General features: G+C 67.5%; 21 protein-coding genes. 9 read left to right on the top strand and 12 right to left on the bottom strand.

The features are described 5' to 3' along the window. Positions 1-160: 160 nt before the first annotated feature. Together ACFY3U_RS03885 and ACFY3U_RS03880 are read right to left on the bottom strand one after the other, a co-directional pair. Positions 161-691: a DUF6036 family nucleotidyltransferase gene (locus ACFY3U_RS03885; protein WP_387194427.1), complete on the bottom strand. Its 531-nt coding sequence runs from the start codon at positions 689-691 to the stop codon at positions 161-163. Further along, positions 688-987 (bottom strand): hypothetical protein, encoded by a 300-nt coding sequence (locus ACFY3U_RS03880; protein ID WP_387194424.1) that lies wholly within the window; start codon positions 985-987, stop codon positions 688-690. Before ACFY3U_RS03880 ends, ACFY3U_RS03885 begins: the two co-directional genes overlap by 4 nt. Before the next feature lie 308 nt (positions 988-1,295). Here ACFY3U_RS03880 and ACFY3U_RS03875 point away from each other — a divergent pair, with 308 nt between their 5' ends. The 3 genes from ACFY3U_RS03875 to ACFY3U_RS03865 are packed head-to-tail and all read left to right on the top strand — an operon-like array spanning position 1,296 to position 2,607. Then, on the top strand, positions 1,296-1,688 hold the full coding sequence (locus tag ACFY3U_RS03875) for a hypothetical protein (RefSeq protein WP_387194421.1): 393 nt from the start codon (positions 1,296-1,298) through the stop codon (positions 1,686-1,688). After that, positions 1,685-2,449 carry a DUF2637 domain-containing protein gene (locus ACFY3U_RS03870; protein ID WP_387194418.1) on the top strand — a complete coding sequence of 255 codons (765 nt, stop codon included), beginning with the start codon at positions 1,685-1,687 and terminating at the stop codon, positions 2,447-2,449. Before ACFY3U_RS03875 ends, ACFY3U_RS03870 begins: the two co-directional genes overlap by 4 nt. Then, the gene (locus tag ACFY3U_RS03865; protein ID WP_387194415.1) at positions 2,446-2,607 is read left to right on the top strand and encodes a hypothetical protein; all 162 of its coding nucleotides are present in this window, start codon (positions 2,446-2,448) and stop codon (positions 2,605-2,607) included. Before ACFY3U_RS03870 ends, ACFY3U_RS03865 begins: the two co-directional genes overlap by 4 nt. A gap of 2 nt (positions 2,608-2,609) precedes the next feature. Here the strand turns inward: ACFY3U_RS03865 and ACFY3U_RS03860 are convergent, their stop codons facing one another. After that, positions 2,610-3,065: a hypothetical protein gene (locus ACFY3U_RS03860; RefSeq protein ID WP_387194413.1), complete on the bottom strand. Its 456-nt coding sequence runs from the start codon at positions 3,063-3,065 to the stop codon at positions 2,610-2,612. 97 nt (positions 3,066-3,162) lie between these two features. On the opposite strand from ACFY3U_RS03860, the gene ACFY3U_RS03855 reads away from it, so the two are divergent. From ACFY3U_RS03855 to ACFY3U_RS03845, 3 genes are all read left to right on the top strand, one after another. Further along, positions 3,163-3,645: a hypothetical protein gene (locus tag ACFY3U_RS03855; RefSeq protein ID WP_387194410.1), complete on the top strand. Its 483-nt coding sequence runs from the start codon at positions 3,163-3,165 to the stop codon at positions 3,643-3,645. Positions 3,646-4,046: 401 nt separating this feature from the next. After that, positions 4,047-4,601 carry a hypothetical protein gene (locus ACFY3U_RS03850; RefSeq protein ID WP_387194407.1) on the top strand — a complete coding sequence of 185 codons (555 nt, stop codon included), beginning with the start codon at positions 4,047-4,049 and terminating at the stop codon, positions 4,599-4,601. A gap of 117 nt (positions 4,602-4,718) precedes the next feature. After that, on the top strand, positions 4,719-5,180 hold the full coding sequence (locus ACFY3U_RS03845) for a ParB/RepB/Spo0J family partition protein (protein WP_387194404.1): 462 nt from the start codon (positions 4,719-4,721) through the stop codon (positions 5,178-5,180). 61 nt (positions 5,181-5,241) lie between these two features. Here the strand turns inward: ACFY3U_RS03845 and ACFY3U_RS03840 are convergent, their stop codons facing one another. Next, positions 5,242-5,832, bottom strand: coding sequence for a hypothetical protein (locus ACFY3U_RS03840; RefSeq protein ID WP_387194401.1), 591 nt, complete (start codon positions 5,830-5,832; stop codon positions 5,242-5,244). Between the two features lie 227 nt (positions 5,833-6,059). Further along, a complete protein-coding gene (locus ACFY3U_RS03835) occupies positions 6,060-6,920 on the bottom strand; it encodes a hypothetical protein (protein ID WP_387194398.1) in 861 nt (286 codons plus the stop codon). A gap of 266 nt (positions 6,921-7,186) precedes the next feature. On the opposite strand from ACFY3U_RS03835, the gene ACFY3U_RS03830 reads away from it, so the two are divergent. Both ACFY3U_RS03830 and ACFY3U_RS03825 read left to right on the top strand, forming a co-directional pair. Next, complete coding sequence (locus ACFY3U_RS03830; protein WP_387194395.1) at positions 7,187-8,869, top strand: class I SAM-dependent DNA methyltransferase; 1,683 nt, start codon at positions 7,187-7,189, stop codon at positions 8,867-8,869. 27 nt (positions 8,870-8,896) lie between these two features. Continuing rightward, complete coding sequence (locus tag ACFY3U_RS03825; RefSeq protein WP_387194392.1) at positions 8,897-9,625, top strand: PaeR7I family type II restriction endonuclease; 729 nt, start codon at positions 8,897-8,899, stop codon at positions 9,623-9,625. A 231-nt stretch (positions 9,626-9,856) separates the two neighbouring features. Here ACFY3U_RS03825 and ACFY3U_RS03820 read toward each other — a convergent pair whose 3' ends face one another. From ACFY3U_RS03820 to ACFY3U_RS03795, 6 genes are all read right to left on the bottom strand, one after another. Then, entirely contained in the window at positions 9,857-10,555 is a 699-nt protein-coding gene (locus ACFY3U_RS03820; protein WP_387194389.1) for a hypothetical protein, read from the bottom strand. Positions 10,556-10,705: 150 nt separating this feature from the next. Further along, positions 10,706-11,635 (bottom strand): tetratricopeptide repeat protein, encoded by a 930-nt coding sequence (locus ACFY3U_RS03815; protein WP_387194386.1) that lies wholly within the window; start codon positions 11,633-11,635, stop codon positions 10,706-10,708. Between the two features lie 433 nt (positions 11,636-12,068). Beyond that, positions 12,069-12,752 carry a GNAT family N-acetyltransferase gene (locus ACFY3U_RS03810; RefSeq protein WP_387194383.1) on the bottom strand — a complete coding sequence of 228 codons (684 nt, stop codon included), beginning with the start codon at positions 12,750-12,752 and terminating at the stop codon, positions 12,069-12,071. A 27-nt stretch (positions 12,753-12,779) separates the two neighbouring features. Further along, positions 12,780-13,457 carry a GPP34 family phosphoprotein gene (locus ACFY3U_RS03805; RefSeq protein WP_387194380.1) on the bottom strand — a complete coding sequence of 226 codons (678 nt, stop codon included), beginning with the start codon at positions 13,455-13,457 and terminating at the stop codon, positions 12,780-12,782. Between the two features lie 9 nt (positions 13,458-13,466). Continuing rightward, the gene (locus ACFY3U_RS03800) at positions 13,467-14,480 is read right to left on the bottom strand and encodes an acetamidase/formamidase family protein (RefSeq protein WP_387194377.1); all 1,014 of its coding nucleotides are present in this window, start codon (positions 14,478-14,480) and stop codon (positions 13,467-13,469) included. Continuing rightward, the gene (locus ACFY3U_RS03795; RefSeq protein WP_387195932.1) at positions 14,477-15,883 is read right to left on the bottom strand and encodes an APC family permease; all 1,407 of its coding nucleotides are present in this window, start codon (positions 15,881-15,883) and stop codon (positions 14,477-14,479) included. Before ACFY3U_RS03795 ends, ACFY3U_RS03800 begins: the two co-directional genes overlap by 4 nt. 367 nt (positions 15,884-16,250) lie before the next feature. Between ACFY3U_RS03795 and ACFY3U_RS03790 the strand changes: the two genes are divergently transcribed. Further along, positions 16,251-18,053 carry a S9 family peptidase gene (locus ACFY3U_RS03790; RefSeq protein WP_387194374.1) on the top strand — a complete coding sequence of 601 codons (1,803 nt, stop codon included), beginning with the start codon at positions 16,251-16,253 and terminating at the stop codon, positions 18,051-18,053. A 5-nt stretch (positions 18,054-18,058) separates the two neighbouring features. Here the strand turns inward: ACFY3U_RS03790 and ACFY3U_RS03785 are convergent, their stop codons facing one another. Next, on the bottom strand, positions 18,059-19,438 hold the full coding sequence (locus tag ACFY3U_RS03785) for a helix-turn-helix domain-containing protein (protein WP_387195929.1): 1,380 nt from the start codon (positions 19,436-19,438) through the stop codon (positions 18,059-18,061). Between the last annotated feature and the right edge of the window lie 5 nt (positions 19,439-19,443).

The following is a 19,443-nucleotide window of genomic DNA, read 5'->3' as shown; positions in this document are numbered from 1 at the left end:
GGAGAACTCCGGCGGTGGACTCCTCGCGCAGTGAGCAAGCGGGGAGAACAGCTGGTGGGCCGGAGGTACCACCAGGCGAACCACGCCGCCACGATCGCCGGTGAGCCGTTGCCGCTGCGTTTGCGAAGTTCCCGTAGGGCGTTGGAAGCCCATGACGGAGCTACGAGTCCTCGAAGACGTCGTCGAGCACGAGTCTCGCCCGGCCCGGGATCTCCTCCTCCGGGAAGATTTCCGCGCACAGAGCGAGGACCTGCTCCGCGCTGGTCAGCCCGAGGTGGTCAACCAGGAAGTGGATGTCCTCGGCGTCCCGCCGTCGTGCGGCAAGCACCTTCATGGCCAGCAGGTGTTCCGGAGACGCCGCCGCCACCCGCAGGCCGGGGTGGTCGAAGACGCGCGGAGCCGTCGCGTCGCCTCCCGGAGCGACATAGGCGCTCGCCTGCTCGTTGAGCCACCAGTGCGGCAGGCCGAGCTCATCCGCTACCGCCCGAGCCTCGTCGAGCACAATGCCATGGGGTTGGAACACCGCGTCGATGTCCCGAGTAGCCCGGCGGGCGTCGTAGGCCAACGCCATGGCCGCTCCGCCGAAGATGTAGAGGTCGGCGACCACACCTCGCCTCGACAGTCGGTCCCCGAGTCGGCGGAAGGCATCCTCGATCGCCGCGCGGTCCAACAGTGGATCATCAAGGCTCATGCGACGTTCAACTCCTGCGCCGATACGTACACGCCCCGACGACGAAATGCTGCTGGCGCGTGTACCACCGCGTCGACCCGGGCGGCACGGGTGTTGAAGGGGAACCAGAACCGCCGGAGCGACCGCGTCTCGACCCACGGCGGCGCACCCCGCCCGTCCTTGGCCGCCAAGTGCTCCGCTAATGCCGCGAGGAATACGTCCCAGTGCTCGTCGCCGGTACCCGTTGGTTCCTGGTCCAGCAGATCGGCGCGCATCTCGGCTGGTTCCCATCGATACTCCTCAAGGAACTCCGCCACCAGCCGCCACCGTCGGGTCTCGTCGGATCCAACGAGCAGAGCACCCAGGCGTGCGACCGTCAGTGGCTCATACCTCGCAGCGCGGTCCCTCACTCCCTCGACGCTAGTACATTCGGCAACGGATTCCTGGCCAGCCGCAGTCCGCGTCGAGCAGCCGCCCAGAGCGTCGCGACGCGCGCGGGCCAGCTGGTTCGCACGAAGATCAACCTGGTGGGCCGGAGGTACCACCATGCGAACCACACCGCCACGATCGCCGGTGATCCCTTACCGCTGACTTTGCCCAGCTCACGGGCATCGGGCGGTGTCCGATGACTCCGACTCGGCCGGTCGAGTCGCCGGTGCGGTTCGCCGATGCAGAGGACATCAACCCGTTCAAGCTCCTGCTTGATCTTCACGACTATGCCGTCGCTCGGACGGCGGCATCCGGTCGCGGCGATGCGCTGACGGAACTGGCATTGTCCGCCGCAGTGGTGTCCTGGTGGACTCGCTGGCAGCCCTCGATGATGCACGCCGCCTTCCGAGGCGGGGCGGACTTGGCGGACATCGCCGACGCAACCGGCCTCGACGTCAACGAGGTGCTTCGGTGTTGGCGGCGTTGGACCGATGTCCAGACGCGGCTGAACATCGATGGACGTCCAGCGGTCGACCCCGGCGAGGTCCAGGCCATCGAGCACCGGCTCGGTCCGGAGATAAACCAATGACACCGACCCGAATCGCCCGGGACGTGAGTACGGTAGCTGTGGCCGGAATCGCCGCCTGGTCGTCCTGGAGCCATATGGTCGCCGTGGCGTTGAGGTTCGGTGAGCGTCCCGAGGTGGCGTTCGTGCTGCCGTTGTCGGTCGACGGGATGCTCGTTGTCGCCTCCGCGGCGATGATGGAGGACAAACGCGGCGGCCGGAAGGTGCGCTGGTCAGCCCGAGTGGCGTTCGCGGCGGGGGTGGCGGCCAGCGTGGCGGCGAACATCGCCGCCGCTCAGCCCAGCCTCGGCGCACGAACCGTGGCAGCGTGGCCGGCGGTAGCGCTGCTGCTAGTCGTCGAGATGCTCACCAAGTCCAACCCCGCCTCGGAGTCGATGACTCACCCGGATGCTCCATCCGGCGAGGCCGGCCATGCCACTGACCAACGAGTGGTCACCGAAGTCGGCAATGCGAAACCGCCACCACCAGAGACCAGCCAGCCGGAACCGAGCGAGCCGGATCTGGCCGCTAACGAGACCGCGCCCGGCCAGGCTGCGGCAAGACCAGCACGACGCACAGCCCGCCCGTCATTGGTCCGGCGGCGACTCACCGGCGAGCGGACGGTGGACATCGTGGCCCGGCTACGCGCCGAACGCCCCGACGCGAGCCTGATCGAAGTCGCCTCCGCTGCCGGCGTGTCACCACGTCACGTACGACGCCTCATCGCCACCGAACCCACGAACACCGACACCGACACCGACGACAACCTCGGAGGAGAACCATGATCAGCGACTGGCAGGAACACCACGAACGGCAGGTCGCCGCCCGCGCATCAGTAGTTGACGCGATCGACGACCGCCTGATCGAGATCCGCTCCGCCGACCAGCTCGCGAAGCTGGATGAGCTGGCTGCCCTCCGACACCTTGATCACCGTCGCCACTGACGTTACGGCAGCGGCACGACTACCCAGCCGCCGCTGCCCGCCCAACGGACCCGGATCTCGCTCACCTCCGGCAGTTGGTCTGCGGTGACCACCCAGAATCCAACCGACTGGCCCGGACTCAACCGCGACGCCTCCGACGTCTGATGCTCAGTCAGTCGAACCAGCCCGCCGTCGCCGTCAATCTCGACCGACGCAGCCGACTCCGTGCCCACGTTACGCAGCAGGTAGCTGTTCGGCCCGCCCTTGCGGGCCACGTGCCACACCACCGGCGGGGGCGGTGGAGGCAGCGCAGCCTCCGCCGCGGCGGCCTGCCGCTCGGCGGCCTCAGCTGAGCGCTCCGAAGCGTCAGCCGACCGCCGCGCCGCTTCCGCAGATACCTTCGCGTGCCGCACGCCCCACGCCGAGACACCGAGCGCTAGCACGGAGATTCCCACCGAGACCACATTCGTCCAGTCCATGGCAGGAACGTAGTGGTCCACCACCGATAGCGTCTCGCCCGAGACGCAGAGCGCGTCTTCACTGTGGACTTGACGCTAGATGCAACGATCGGTGGCCGTGCCTACCGATGATTCAACCTGGTTCGACTGGGCCGCCCTGGTACTCGATACGACCGCCACCCTGGCGGCCATCGCGGCCCTCGGCCTCGCAGTTTTCGCCATCAACCTGACGAGGCGACAGGGCGAGCGCGCCGACAGCGCACTAATCCGCGAACGGCGGGCTGCTTTCGAGCTACAGGTACACCGGGACCTGCTGGACAGCATCGCCACCGCCACGGGCAGCGACATGCGGATGTCCAAGCTTCGCCAGATCGCGCAGGTGCGCCTCGCGATGCTTCCCCCGAGCGAGCTGCCCGTCTGGAGGGCGTACGCACACAGTCGTATGCACGGGGACGGCAAGGATCGTCTGGCCATGGAGCTGGCAAAGGTCGGCGCTGTGAACGAGACGAAGACGGGGTACGACCCGCTGTTCTGGGGACTACTCGAAGATCTGCGCCTGGCGCTCGAACGTAGGGGCCAGCCGACCGCGGCGGTCCGCTGATCCCAGTACCGCAGAAGACCAACGGTACGTCCGAGGCACGATCTGACGTCGCTCCCTAACTCAGCGAGAGTTACGAGCCCGGATACCCTCGGACCATGCAGATCGACTTGGGCGACGTCCCTGCCTGGGCGGCGCTCCTAGTCTCAGCCGGAGCCGTTTGTGTCGCTATCCGAGCCAACCGGCACGCCAGGGACGCCGCTCACCGCTGGTGATGATGAGCTCACCCAGCTCTGGGTAGCCTGGGGCGGCCAGGACGAGTTGGTGGCGGTACCAGTCCCGTGACATCGCGAGATGGCACCAGTTGGGGAACAGCGGCCGAGATCGCCGCGAAACTCCTCGATTGGATCGCGCTTCGGCTCGCCCTATGGATGACCGCCAGCGTCCTCGTAGCCCTGACCTCCGTGGGCATCATCATGGTCACCCGCGAAGGTATCGGCCGGGACGACGCCCCCGCCTGGGCTGCGATCGGCACCTCATTGGTCAGCCTAGGCGTCGCCATCCATTCTGCGGCGTCCTCCAGGACCGCCGCGCGAGCCGCTCAGACCTCGGCTCAGGCCGGTGTGCGGCAAGCCGCCGCAGCGGAAGAGCAGGTTGCCATCGCGAGGAGAGCGCTGGAGTTGACCGAGCACCAGGCACACACGACCGGCATCTCGACCGAAGTTGATCGCATCCAGGAAGCCCTCAGCCAGGAAGCACCCTACGTCGCCTGGTGGATCGATCATCGATCGAAAAGCACCTACGTCCTTCGCAACATCGGCACCGGCACCGCCCGCGACCTGACGATTGATCAGACGCGGATCGAGTGCGTTGTCAGGGGCACGACAGAGGCCGCCGAGGTAGCGCCGGAAGCCTCGATCGAGATCATCCTCATCCCAATGTGGGGCGCTCCGAAGCCGAACGAACTGTGGGTTCGCTGGGATGGTTACCCCGACTGGAAGGCTGTACGACTTCCGTAGAGGTGTCTGCGCTGCCCGCCGCGGCCTCCGCCTCGGTGCCAACGGCCACTACTCCGCCACCGCCCGCTCCTCAACCCGGCCTGGCGCACCGGTGTGAGTCGGCGGTATAACGGCCTCATGCCGTTGCAGTTCACGAGGGTGCGCCTCGATGTGATCACTCCGCCAGGCAAGGACCACCGACTACGCGGACGGGACCGTCTCATCCTGGCCAGATCGCCGCAACGCTCATGGCGCAGTCTCGAGGTGATCGAAGGTCACCAGCGCTACTGGGCTGCCGCCGACGCGGGTGCCGATCAGGTCGAGGCGCTGGTCCGCGAACTACACGACGATCTGGAACTCCGACTCAAAGAGCACTACCTGATAGGAGGCCTCACTCCGGTGGAGGAGGCCGAGGCACTCGATGTCCTGGCTCACGAGTGGAGTGGCATCAACCAACGAGACCTCGCAAAGCGGCTGGGCGCCAAGCAACCTCACATCAGTAAACGCCTACGTCTGCTCGCGTTGCCACCAGGGATAAAGTCCCTCGTGCACGAGTACCGGATCACGATCCAAGACGCGCTCGCGATGGCGCGTCAGTAGCCAACTCGTCTTCACAACGAAGTCGCGGGCCGGCGCAAACGGCACTGCAGAAAGTCTCACCTTATTCGTCCTCCCACAGGGAGTCGACCACCTCCTGGTCGTGAGCGGCCTGCGCCTTCGTGACCGATTGCTCCTCTGGGAAGAGGGCGGTCAGTGCCTCCGCCAGGGCCGTGAACTCGGCCTCCTGCTCGGTCTCGCTGTACAAGTGGCTCTGGGGCGTGATGAGGCCCTGCGCATGTCGAGAGTTGTCGTCGTGAACGTCGAAGCCGTGCCGCTTGAAGATCGCCGCGAGGCTGTCGCACCGCCGGTACAGGAAGTTGAAGAGCGCCGAATGCAGGTCCCTGCTGGTGACCGGGGAGTACTTGGATGCCTGCGGCCACTTGATCTGCCCGGCCGCGCCTCGGACCTCCGTCGCCAGCTCAGTAGCCTGACCACGCAGCTCATCCCGCAGCTTCTTCAGGCCGTCCTTCCCCAGCGCCTTGGTGACCTCAGGCTGGGCGTGGGCGGTGCTTTTGGCCAGCTTCTCCACTCGAACGGGAAGGTCGCGGGCGATGGCGTCCAGGAACTCCCGCTTCCGATCCTCTACCTGAGCGGCCACCTGCGACGCCCGCACGCGGGCCTTCTTCAGACTTCGTTCCGTCTCGTCACTCATGACGAAGACGTTACGACAGGGCACCGACAGACCGCGTCTCGTGGCGCACCTCGTGCGAGTCCTGGTTCCTCCGGCCCCGGCCCTCCTGTCGAGGGGGTCGACACTGGAGCGGCCGGGGCTGTCCACGATGCGATGCCCGCCCGACGCCCGCCAGTTCAGCGTCGCGACCCCAGGCGCGGCCAGTCAACCGTCTCCTCGCGTCGGCTGATTGTTGAAGGCGGGAGGTGCTATCGCCGCCGGAACGACCGAGCCGTCACCAACTGCACGATCGTGATCCCGAGGGTCAATGCCGTTTCGGCTTCTTCCTGCGTCTGTGCGCGGAAGTCCGGGGACCCGGAATGCCGCGAGATGTGCCCTGAACACAGCAGGTCTACGAGGGCGATGATTCGCTCTGCCGATGTCGGCGGCGTCGGGTCTCCTGTTTTGCGCGGCTTCGGGTCCGGGACCGCCATCTCCCAGGCCGACGAGTCCTTCAGGAGCGTGTCGCGGCTCTTGAACAGGGTCGGTTGCGGGTTGGCCGGACTCACGAGCGGACAGATCACCTGCTCGACAGCCTTGACCACTAGCCCGTAGGTAGCGTCCGGCGATGGTGCGAGGCCATAGCATGCCTCCCACGCCTGCTGAAGAAGGGCGCTGGCGGTTAGGTCCGCATTCGTCACCGCCAGATCCTTGAGGGCTTGAGCGGAAGGATCCACGCGCCGCACGAGGCAGCGACCCTCGACGTCAACGCGGTACGCCGACCCGCCCCGGGTAAGGATCTGTTCCAACCCGGCAAGGTCGAAGCTGACCCGCCGATCCTTCGTGACCTTGAGGTACGCGTTGACCGCCCGAAGGACCTTCTCCTGGGGGGCGAATCTGACCCCGTAATGATACCGGCCCTTTTCATACCATTTGCCATGCGGAAGTAGTTCTGCCTCAAGGCAAACCAACTGCGCCGTGCGCTCGTCGAAGTTACCGTCGCCAGTCGTGAGCTGACGCGCTAGCCAATCCCTGAGGGGACCATCGATGTGGTCCGGCACGCCTTCTTGGAGGACTTCGGGGCGCCGAAGAGCGATAACCGGATCTTCCGCAGGGGGAGTCGCTGTCACGAATCGTTGAGCTTAGTCTGACGGCCGAGAACAGGTCGACTGCTATCTGCCGCTGGCGACGAGAATCGCGGAGGCTGTCTTCCAGTCCGCCGCGCCGCTACCTAGGTCCAGCCACGGCACCGCCTACACTGCGTCACCGAGTCGGCACATATCGTAGCTTCGGCGAGTGGTGATGCGAATGCGTGACGTCTTGCCTGCCACTGAACACGGAGGCGAGGTCCCGACGACCCTCGGATGTGCGGTGATCGTTGGCGTATCGTCTCGAGGTGCCTTCGACTCTGCACCTCGAGCAAGCTCGCTCCGCCGCCGAGCTCGCGCGCCTCGAGGACCGTTCCGCTTTCGGCGAGGTCTTCACTCGCCGCTGGATCGTGGACACGCTGCTAGATATGGTCGACTACACGGTCGATGCGGACCTTGCCGGGCTGACTGTCGTTGATCCATCCGTTGGGTCGGGAGCGTTTCTCACTGTTGCGGTTGAGCGACTTCTGGTGGCCCGGCGCCGGGTCGGCGCTGCCTATGATGACCTGGGTGGCTGCGTACGGGCTTTTGATGTGCAGTCCGAGCACGTCGCGCACTGCCGCCGTATGGTGGAGCAGGCCTTGGTCGAGGACGGGTGCTCTGCCACGGAGGCCGCCGAGCTGGCCATGATGTGGGTTGTGCGCGCGGACTATCTGCTGGACGAATGTGCTGGCACGCCGGCCGACGTCGTGATTGGCAACCCGCCCTACGTTCGCATCGAGGACCTGCCGGCGACGGTCAACGCGGCGTATCGACGTCGGTGGAGCACAATGACTGGGCGCGCGGACCTGTACGTCGGGTTCATTCAGCGAGGGCTGACTACGCTGCGGCCGGGCGGACGACTTGGGTTCATCTGCGCGGACCGGTGGATGCGCAATCAGTACGGGGCGGCGCTGCGCCGGTTCGTGACCGACGGCTACGCGGTTGAAGCGGTCTGGACCATGCACGACGTGGACGCCTTCGAAAGCCAGGTGTCGGCCTATCCCGCCATTAGCGTGCTGCGCCGAGGCGAGCAGGGCCGTGCGGTAGTTGCTGACACCGACTCCTCATTCGGTGCCACGTCGGCGGCAGAGCTGGTCAAGTGGTCCCAAGGGTCAGAGATTGACTCTGTTCAGGGCGTTGGATACGTCGCGCATCGACTGCCGCACTGGTTTCCCGGCGATGAGATGTGGCCTGCCGGTTCGCCGGCCCGGCTGGCGATGATCGAGTACTTGAAGGACAATTTTTCGCCGCTGCACGACCCGGACGGCGGCACCCGGGTTGGTATCGGTGTGGCCACCGGCGCGGATCAGGTCTTCGTCACCACTGACGAAAAGGCGGTCGAGCCCGACAGGCTGCTTCCCCTGTCGATGGTGCGTGACATTACCACCGGCGCCTTCACCTGGTCTGGACGTTATTTGGTCAACCCATGGGAGGCCGATGGGTCGCTGGTCGACCTGAACGCCTACCCGAGGCTGCGGTCCTACTTCGCCAAGCACGGCACCGCGCTGCGTGGCCGGTTCATAGCCAAGCAGCGGCCGGTCACGTGGTACCGGACGATTGACAAGGTCAACCACGAACTGACAGCGCGGCCGAAGTTGCTGCTGCAGGACATGAAGACGACCATCCATCCTGTGCTGGAGCAGGGCGGCTCCTACCCGCATCACAACCTGTACTTCGTCGTCTCCAACCTGTGGGACATGGAGGTGCTCGGCGGGTTGCTACTCTCCGGAGTCGCGCAGGCGTTCATCGAGGCGTACTGCGTGCGGATGCGCGGCGGCACACTACGATTCCAGGCCCAATACCTCAAGCAGATCCGCGTACCGGAGCCAGAAGCCATCGATGCCACGGTCGCCGAACAGCTGCGGCTGGCGTTCCGTCAGCGCGACCGGCAGGCCGCGACCCGTGCCGCCGTCGCCGCATATGGCCTCGACACATTCGACCTCGACTGACATATAGCGCCTTGGGGAGGGCAGCAGATGAATCGTGCGGCGATTCAGCACGCGGTGGAAGACTTCTGGCTCAAGCGCAGCGCGCAGGACGAAGCACTGGAAGACGGAGGTAAGGCCGGAGGCGGGGCGCGCGCCAACGGCCATATGGGCACCCTGACCAACATCGTCGCGCAGGAGTTCCACGAAGCGGGTCTGCCCAGCGCTGAAATCCATACCGGCAAGCCGTACCTGCCCGGCTACTACCGCGCCCGCAAGCAGTGGGACATCGTGGTCAAGTACCGAGGCATCCTCGTCGCCGCGATCGAGATGAAGTCACAGATCAAGAGCGTCCAGCGCAACATCAACAACCGCTTCGAGGAGGCGCTGGGCACTGCCACGGACACCCACGCCGCCCAAGCCAAGAACCAGGCGTTCGGCGAGGTCCCACCGTGGCTCGGATACGTGTTCATCCTGGCCGAGACCACAGAGACCGAGACCGTGCCGCGCGAACCGACGATGCTGTACCCCTGTGACCCGGCGTTCCATAAAGTCACGTACAACCAGCGCTACCAGGAGATGCTGCGCCGCTTCATCGGCGACAACATCTACCAGGCCGGATGGTTCATCACCTCGAAGATGACACCGGGATCGATCAGCTACACCGAACCCCTCGCCACCGCCACCGCCCTCGCTTTCCAGACCGCCATCCGTGGACGACTGGAGTTCGTCAAGGCCGTCGCCCAAGGCATGAGCACCGAGCGGACGACCCTGCTCTAAGGGGTCCAACAGAGCCGCATCAGGCGAGATCTGCCTGAGATCCCGTCCCGGTAGAGCGGGTGCGCCGATGTCTCCTTTGGGGCACCTTGGCCTGTTCTGCTCATCAGCCTTTCGGGTGAATCCTTCAAGATCACAAAATTGAGGCGTTCGCAGAATCTGACAGGAGCCGATTTGGGAGTGTAGGGAACCTCTGGTCAGCCGCGGCAGCGGCGCTCTCTGGGGCGACGGTGGTCAGCTTGACCGATCGCGGATCCTGGCAACGGCCGTAGCGAGGAGTGCGTTGTCCGGGTGCTGGCGGGCGGCGACGTCGAGGACGGCGATGGCTTCGGCGGGCCTGTCGGCGAGTGCTTCGGCGAGGGTCACGGCTGCGGTCACGAACTCGTGGGCTACCGCTTGCTGGTGCCGGGCGAGCCAGAGGTATCCGGTGTCGGCGGCGAGTGGCCCGTGGTAGGCGGCGACCGCGCGGCGCAAGGCGGCGACGCTGGCTGCGGGGTCGGCGCCGCGTTGCGCGGCGGCTATCGCCTCGCGCATGGCCCACAAGTCGACGTCGAAAGCGTCAATGTTCAGGGTGTAGTGGTGTCGCCGCAGCCGCAGGTAGGTGTCGTTCCCGCCAATAGAGCGGAAGATCTGGCGCAGGTTGTAGGTGTGGGTGTGCAGCCGCTGCGCCGCGAGGCGGTGCGGCGGCTCGGGCAGGAGATCGCCGAGGATCTCGTGCTGGTAGGCCGACCCTCCCCGCACAACCAGGTAGACGAGGAACTCCAAAGCTTGGGGGCGGACGTGCTGCTCCGCGGGGACGCCGAGGATAGCCGGCCGGCCGAGCACCCGGACACGAACCCGGTTCGCTCCGACATCTCCTCGCTGGCCGAGGGGGTCGCCGGTCGTACAAGCGCCGGGTGGGTCGGCGTTGACGCCAACCGCAGAGCTGATCACGGAAGGGTCCCTGGGTCGGGAGTCGTTCATGGCTGGGTGCCAGTTACCGCCCTCGGCGTCGCGTGTGAGGGCTCGTTGTTCATCATCGACACGGTACAGATCCTGTCGACCTGTCGTGAACCCGCCGAACTCGTGCCGACTGGTCAGCGGTCAGAGAGATGACCGACGGGAGCGCAACAGGATCTGAGCTTCCGCCTGGCCGTGCTGCCGTTGTTCTTCCACGGTGGAGGGCTCGATGTCGGCGTGTTCGTGTCCGCGGTCTGCGCAGTGCTGCCACATCTCGTGCAGGTGCTGAAGCATGCGGGCGGTTGCGGGGTGATGGGGGTGGGCGCGGAGGTGCGTGGTGATGGTGTCGGCGAGTAGGCGTAGGGCGGCGCCGCAGTGGCCGAGGTCGCGCAGGACGAGGGCGAGGGTGGCCTGGATGGCGAGGGTGGGGTGCGCGTCGGGTCCGGCGGTGGCGGTGAGTTGGTCGACGAGGTGCCGGTACACGCGGTAGGCGCGCTGGTGGTGTCCAGCCTGCCGGTGGGCGGTGGCGAGCGTGTGGACGGCGGCGAGGGTGGACCGGGCGGAGGGTCCGTGAAGGTGGGCGCGGCTGTGGTGAGCGGAGCCGGCCCAGCGGATAGCCGCTGCCGGGTTGCCGAGTCGGATCAGCAGCTCCGCGTAGAGCTGGGCGGCGTCGGCGTGTGTCGGGTCGGCGGTGGTCGGGTCGGCGGTGGCGAGGGCTTCGCGCAGTGTCTCTCGGGCGCGCTGCGGGTCGGTCGCGGCGAGGGAGCGGGCGGATCGCAGCCGTTCGGCGAGGGCAGGACCTGGCTGGCCGGGTGTGGGGGCGGGGGCGGCGCACCAGGTGAAACGCAGGTCGGTGGCGGTGGATCCGGCGGTTACGCGGGCGAGGATCCGGCCAGCGTGGACGGCGGCGAGGTTGGTGCTCTTGGGATGGCCGGGGGCGGTGACGATGGCGGGTACGTGGCGCAGGATCGCCCGACCGAGGGTGTCGGCGACGACGACGGCGTCGAGTCCGTGCCGCCGGCAGTTTTCTGGGCACTGGTAGACGAGCCGGCCGCCGTCACGAGTGTTGGTCATGGGGTGTTCGCAGATGCGGCAGTGCAGGAGTTCGGCTGACAGGAGAAGCGGTGCCGGGTCCTCGGCGGGCAGGGCTGGAGGCGGCGGTGCGGGTGGGGCCGGCGGCGTGGTGCTGGGGGTCTGGTCTTGCTGATCCATTCCTGCACGAGGCGCCGGTCGAGGTTGAGCTCGCGGGCGACGGCGGTGATCGGGCCGCGGTGTCCGCTGTCGCGTAGGGCGGTCACCTGTTGGATGGTGGCGTCGATGAAGTCGTGGGAGTACTTGCGGGGGTAGGCCATCGGCTGCTTGTTCCTCGAACAGATGCGTCAGGGGCGGGCGGGGATGCCGGGCGACCGCCTGGACAGCGCGGCGGGAGCCGGCCAGGTAGCGGCGGTCGCCCAACGCGACGACGACGCCGCAGGTCGCCGGGCGGGACTCTTGCGGGCACTTCCTGCTATCGGGACCGCATCGCCGGCCTGCTGCTGGCGGGTTGAGAGCCATCTGGCCGGGGTGCGGCAGGGCGGGCGAGGTTGCTGGGCCAGGTGTCGGGGCGCGGGCCGGGGTTGCGGCGCATGGGCTGCAGGGTCGGCCCGTCGGGCAAGTTGATCGTTGGTCGTGGGGTGTAGCCGTGGTGGGTGTACAGGGTGTGGGCGTCGGTGGTGGTGTTGGTCCAGGAGGGCAGGTCGATGCGGTCGAGTCGGCTGCGGTGGTGGGTGAGCATCGCGGTCGCCCGCCCTGTTCGTTGGGCGTCGGGGTGTACAGCGAGGAATGCCAGGTGGTAGTGCGGTTCGGTGGGCCGTGACGCGGACAGCAGGGTGTCGAGCTGGTCGAAGTGGTCGGCGTGCGGGCCGGCGGCGTCCGTGAGCCTGCTGCGGTAGTTGGCCGGTGGTGGGATGGGTCGGTAGCGGTGGAACCCGACGGTGGCGGCGGTGAGGTCGTCGGTGACGTGGCTGTCGCCGTAGAACATGGCGTGCTCCACCCAGATCGCGAGGACGTCGGTGAGCACCCGGCGTCGCGGTTGCGGGTCGGGGATGAGCCATGCGGCCAGCGGGGTGGGGTGCAGGGCGGCGGCGATCAGCGCGGCGACGGGGTCTTTGTCTGCCCAGCGGGCGGCGCGGATGCGCGTGTCGGCGTCCATCAGGTCGGCCTCCTTGTCCTTGAGTAGTTAGCGGTAGGCGGCGGTGGCGAGGTCACCGACGGCGGCGTCAACGGCCGTGGTGATGTCGCGTACCGGCCGGTGGTGCTGCTCGGCGATAGCCCGCAGCTGGGCGGTGAGAGCGGCGGTGTCCTCATCGAGGTAGAGGTGCTCTGTCAGGCCGAGGACGGCGACGAGGCCGGCGAGGGCGGCGGTGTGGTTGTCGGGGTGGTCCCGACCGGCGGCGAGGTAACGCAGCCGGGCCCGGGCGACGACCGCCCATTTGGTGTCGGTGGCGAGGTAGCGGTCGGCGCGGGCCAAGCCGCCGAGTCGGCGGTGGGTGGTGTGACGCAGAATGCCGCCGGCGTGCAGGCCGGCGCGGGTGCGTTCGTACAAGTCGTCGGCGAACCATGTCAGCCATCCCCGCAGCCTTGGGGAGGGGTTGGCGTAGCGGACAGAGGCGATGGCGGTGTCGGCGATCAGGTCGCCTACGGGCCGGTCCAGGTGCAGCCACACCCGCTGGTGCCCGCCCGGGCGACCGTCCTCGTCGAGGGCGATCCGCCCAGCCAGGAACAGGTCGGTCAGGACCGCGCCGGCCATCCCGAGAGCGAGGGCTTGGCGGTGAACGTGAGGTTGGCCGGTGTCGTCGTCATGGCCGAGCAGGAACAGCTCATCACGCAGCGGCAGTCGAGGAATCGACGCGGTCATCGCCGGCCCCTATCGCAATCCGGCGGCGTGCTGCCGCAGCCGGGCGTGCACCCCGTCGTAGGAGGGGCTCGGGGCCGGTAGCAGCGCCTTGTCGGCGGCGGCGAGAACGGTGTAGTTCGGGTCGCACACGTTGCCGATCGGCGCCCTGCCGGCCTGCGAGACGAGCTGGTAGGCGTCGAGCTCATCCAGGCCGGTAAGCGTGCTCGTCCAGCCGACCAGGTCGCGGTGGGCGATCCGGTAGGCGTCCTCCAAGGGCCTGGCACAGCCGATCGACATGATCTCCCGATCGGTCTCCACCCGGGGCCACACCGTCGCGGTTCCTTTGATGACCTCGATGATCAGGGTGGTGGTCGTGGCGATCTCCACCCCGACCCCGCAGGCCTCACCCTCACCCTGACGGGCGTGCCCGTCACCGAGGGCCAGCATCGCCCCATGAACGTTCACCCCCAGATAGAGCGTGGCACCGGCACGCAGCTCGGGAGTGTCAAGGTTCCCGCCATGGGCGGCCGGCACGATCGTCGAACGGGCCTCGAACCCACCGGGAGCGACACCGATCGTGCCGATCATCGGATCCAGGGGCAGGTCGACGCTGTGGTCGCTGCCCGTGGCCTGGAAGCGGGCCGTCCCGGCTTCCCGGTCGATGCCGTACACCCATACCCGCTCCTCCAACGCCGGCTGAAGGGTAGCGGTGTGGGAGGTGGAGGTCAGCGCCCCGAAGTGCGGGAAGGTCGATGACACACCCCAGTCACGGGCCGGCGTAATCGCGGCGAGGTGGATGGCGAGGGTGTCGCCAGGCTCGGCGTCCTCGACGAAGAACGGCCCTGACACCGGGTTCAGGTACGGCATGCGGCACACCTGCGACGGCAGGTCCGCCGGGCCGCGCACGAGGCCGCCGAAGCAATCCTCGGTGAAGACCCGCAGCACGTCTCCGGAGCGGACATGCGCCACCGCCATCCGCCCACCGAAGGTGTAGGCCAGCTCGTCGCGGGCGGGGCGGTAGGTGATCGTGTCCATGGCTGTCACACCCGCTCCACGTCGCGTGCTTGCGGCTGCGCGGGCGCCAGACCCGACAACACCGGCCGGCGGCCAGACAGGTACAGGCCGGCGAGCACCAAGACCCCGAGAGCGAGCCAGGCCAGGCCGAGGCGCTGCGCGGCGATGTTCGCGTTGACCACGACGAAGGCGAGGATCGCGAACCCGATCCCGGGCATGACCAGGTGTGCCCACCAGTTGCGACTGCGCCTGCGGATGAGGTGGTGCACGACCACGGAGACGTGCAGGACCAGGAAGGCGACCATCGCCCCGAAGTTGATCAGCGACGACAGAAGGGTGACCCCGTCGGCGCGGGTGGCCATGTAGAGGCCGAGGGCGAGGGACACGGCACCGGTGAGCAGGGTGGCGTTGATCGGCACATTGCGGCGGATCGACACCTTCGCCAGGAACGCGGGCAGTTGCCGATCGCGGGCCATCGCATACAGCAGCCGCGAGGTGGCGACCTGCGCGACCATCGAGTTCGGCAACCCCCAGGCGATGGCCGTCGCCACCGCGCACAGGGTCGCCAGCCAACTCCCGCCGGCCACGGCGGCGGCGTCGTAAAAGGCGGTGCCGTTCGGGTCACCGTTCGCCAGGAGACCGTCCGGGTCGGGCACGAGCATCGCGGCCAGCCACGTCTGGACGATGAACAGCACCCCGGCCAGGATCAGGACGGCGGCCATAGCGCGGCCGATCTGCCGCGAACCGCCCTTGGTCTCCTCGGCCAGCATGCTGATGCCGTCGAAGCCGAGGAACGACAGCACCGCGATCGACACCGCGCCCGCGACGAGCGACCAGGTGAAGGTGTCGGCGTTGTAGAACGCCTCCCAGCTGAACCGGCCCCTGCCCGAGGCGAGGGCCCAGCCGGCAATGGCCAAGAAGATCGCCAGGACGATCAACTCGCCGACGAGCATGACCCGAGTGACCACCGCGGTCAACCGGATCCCGACCGAGTTGACGACCGTGTTGACCGCCACGAACCCGAGCAGCCACAGCCACACCGGCACCGCCGGGACCGTGGCGTGCATCGCCATCGACGCCACCAGGTACAGCAGGCCAGGCACGAGCACGTAATCGAGGAGGACCACCCAGCCGGCCAGGAAACCCACCGGCGGGCTGATGCCCCGACCGGCGTAGTTGTAGACGCTGCCGCTCATGGGGAACGCCTTGACCATCTGCGCGTAGGAGAACGCGGTGAACACCAACGCCACCACGCCGATCGCGTACGCCAAGGCCACCATCCCACCGGAGCCGGCGTACACGCTGCCGAAGATCGCCATCGGCGCGATCGGCACCATATACACCAGCCCGTACGCGACCAAGTCCCGGAACCGAAGCCTCCGAGCCAACTCCTGACGGTAGCCGTAGCGCGTCAATTCATCCTGTAGCTGCATTGCACCCCTCCGAAAGGCTCGTGTCGGCTGCGGCGAAACGTCCAATGCTGGGCCGCATGTGAATTGCTTCACGCTCCGAATGGTCGCTCGATTCGAATGGCGTGGTCGATACCGGAAATGCGGACAAAGGATGTTGTCCGCATCGAATTTGTCGCTCCCGAACGTGAGCGGCCCGGCGGCAGTTCGAGCCGCGCCGTCCAGCAACAGGGACAAAGTGCTTGCGCGTAGAGTCGGCCGTGATTGAGGAGCACTCGCGCCGGCTCGGAGGCACGACAACTTCTGCTGCGCCGTCGCCAGCGCCCCGGAGGCCGGTCGACGAAGGCTCGCTGTCGTCCGGTCGCGCACGGAAGTTGTTCGAGGAGGACCCGTGAGGCTGGCGGACAGGATCGCTGCGATCTCGGCGGAGGACGCGGTTCGCGCCTCTGTGAGCTATGACCAGCTGCGTTCCGGGGATGGCGCGCTGTACTGGTTGGAGACCCGCCCCGAAGCCGGCGGGGTCGCGACGGTGACATGTTGGCGACCCGGCGAGGGTGCGCGAGACGTCAGTCCGGAGGGCTTCGACGTCACCAGCGGCCTTCACGCATACGGAGGCGGGGCGTTCGCTGTCACTGGCGGGACGTTGTGGTGCGTCGGCGGAGACGGTCTTTACCGGAGCCGTCTTCACGACGATGAACTCGAGTTGGTCAGTCTGGGATCCTTCGGCGACCTGACGATCGGCGACGGCGAGTTACTGGCTGTGCGGGAGTCAGAGCATGGTGACGACCTCACCGCGGTGTCGCTCACAGGCGTCCCGGACATACGGGCTCTCGCAGCATGCCGGGGATTTCTCGGCGCACCTCGGCCGGGTCCAGGCATGTTGGCCTGGACCACTTGGAGCGAGGCCGACATGCCCTGGGATAGGTGTGAGATATGGGTCGCCTCCTACTCGCCGCGTGGCCAGGTCGGGAACCCGGTAAAGCTCGCCGGCGGTTCGGAAGAGTCGGCGGTGGAGCCGAGGTGGGGTCCCGACGGGGCGTTGTACTTCGTGTCAGACCGCAGCGGCTGGTGGAACCTTTACCGGTGGGACGGTCACCAGGTGAAGCGGGTGGCACCGATCACGGGTGAGTGCGCGGCGGAGCCGTGGGAGCTGGGCTACGCGTCGTACGACTTCCTTGACGACGGCCGGATCGTCGTGGCGGTGCAGCACGGGCCGCGGCACCGCCTCGTCGTCATCGACCCTGACGGCACTGTTCGCCCGGTCGACCTTCCATATACGTCCATCAAGCCCTATCTGGCCGTTCAGGGAACGACGGTGGCAATGATCGGCTCGTCGCCGACCGCGGCCCCACAGGTCGCGCTCGTGCACCTCACGGCCGTCGACCCTCGGGTGGAGGTGCTTGCCCGGTCGGAGCACGCCAAACTCGACGGGGCGCAAGTGTCGACGCCGACGGAACTGCGGGTTCGTGTCGCGGGTGATCGAGAGGTAATTGCTCTGGTCTATCCGCCGACGGCCTCGGCGGCGGACTGGCGGGCACCGGTGATCGTGAGGGCGCATCCTGGGCCTACCGCCTCGTGCCTCCTGCGCTTGGACTGGCAGGCGCAGTTCTTCACCAGTCGGGGGTTCGCCGTCGTGGACGTCGACTATCTCGGCAGCACCGGGTACGGCCGGGTCTTCCGGGAAGCGCTGTACGGCCGGTGGGGCCTCGACGACGTTGATGACTGCGCGGCAGTGGCGGACCACTTGCTCGCAACAGGACGAGCCGTACCGGGTCAAGTCTTCATTCGCGGAGCCAGCGCCGGCGGATACACAGCCCTGCACGCGGTGGCGCAGAGCGGTCCGTTCGCTGCCGCCACGGCCGTGTCAGCGATCGTGGATCCCGACCGTTGGGCGGAAACCGTGCCCCGCTTCCAGCGCGCGCACGCCAGACGGCTGCGAGGCGGTGCCGGGCGGGTCAGTGCCGCAACCGTTCAGCGGCCGGTGCTGCTCGTCCACGGCACCGCCGATGACGTGGCGGTGGTCGAGGATGTGCGGGAACTCGCCGATCAACTGACGGCTCACGGCGTGCCCCACGACATGCTGCTTCTTGCCGACGTCGGCCACTACGTGGCGTCCTCGGCCCAGGCGGGCACGGCGCTGGAAGCGGAACTCGCGCACTACCGTTTCGTGATGGCGGCTGCGGCTGCCGATTAAGGGGACTACACCGCGGCCAGCGGTAACTGAGAACGCACATACTCGCCGAACTCACGGACCTCCGGCTCACACCGGTAGGGCTCAAGATCGGCTTGCACCTCAACGATGCGCTCTAAGCAGCGGTGCGAGGTGGTCCGCGCGGCGTGATCCACCGCCACTCGGCCGGCGGCGCAGGCTTCGTCGATGCGGCCAGCGGCAGCCAACGATGAGGCCAGGAGCGCGGTGTCGATGGCCAGTCGGCGGACATGTGTGGGACTCAGCGCGGCAAGGGCATCGCCCAGGTGCCGTTGGGTCTGCTGCGGTCGGCCCAGATCATGGAAACAGTGGGCAAGCTCGTCGGCGAGATAGGCCGGATCGAAGTACTGGATCCACAGCGGCTCGTCCTCAGTCCTGCTGCTGCGATTCAGTTGCCTCTCTGCGATATCGAGGTGGACCATGCAGTCGCTTTCGCGTCCGAGGCGGGCGTACGTCCGCGCCACCACGGCGTGTAGCGCGGCTTCCACGGCAGGCGTCGCCTGAGTCTCACCACCCCTCACCGCCGTGAGCGCCATCCGCAGCGCCGGCTCGGGATGGCCGCAGTGCAGCGCCAGGTGGCCGATGTTCACGGCGAGCAGGTAGCTGCCGTAGAGGCGGTCGTCGGCGGCCTGCGTCAGCCGCAGAGCACGCAAGTAGCGGCGTTGCGCAAGACCGTGGGCTCCGGTGTCGACTGCCTGATACCCGCACAGTTCGAAGAAGCCCGCCGCCAGCCTGTACAGGCGCCGACCGATAGCTTCCGAGGCGGGGGTGTTCGCCAGCAGTCGGTTTAGTTCGCCTTCGACGTACCGCTGCACCTGGGCGTGGACTCGTCCGGCGCCGTGGGTGTGGTCCAGCTGCCGGAACATCGCCAGAGCGGTCTCAGCGGAGCTGAGGTCCTCCTCGCGAACCTGATCAGGTGAGCCGGGCCGGCCGGCCGCAGACAGTCGGGGTCCCGCGGCAGCGTTCAGCCAGTCCAGAGCGGCGCGATCAAGGACACCTGGCTGGAACGGAACCCGGACGACCATGTCGGCCAACCCCGAGGTCTCCGCCGGCTGAGTGGAGAGCAGGGTGATGACGCCCGTCGGCGCCGCCGCTAGCTTGCCCGCGTTGACCCGATTTTTTTCGAGCAGCGGTAGCAGGCGCATCAAGGCGCCACCGGTCGTCAACGCCTTGTCGCATGCCTCGACGAAGTCCCGCGAGGGGAACCGGTCCGCCGTCTCGACTCGACGCACCAGGTCGGCACTGAATCGGATCATGGCACCCAGCCGCGCCTGCGAAAAGCCGGCGTGCTCCCGCAGCCGACGCAACTCAGCGCCGAAGAAGTGTCGCTCAGACATGGACGGTTGAAGCGCCCGCGGGGTCTGGCCCATGACAC

The sequence above is a fragment of the Micromonospora sp. NPDC000089 genome, assembly GCF_042899365.1.
GTDB lineage: Bacteria > Actinomycetota > Actinomycetes > Mycobacteriales > Micromonosporaceae > Micromonospora.
The sequence above is the reverse complement of the archived record's forward strand: the minus strand, read 5'-3'. Positions and strand labels throughout refer to the sequence as shown.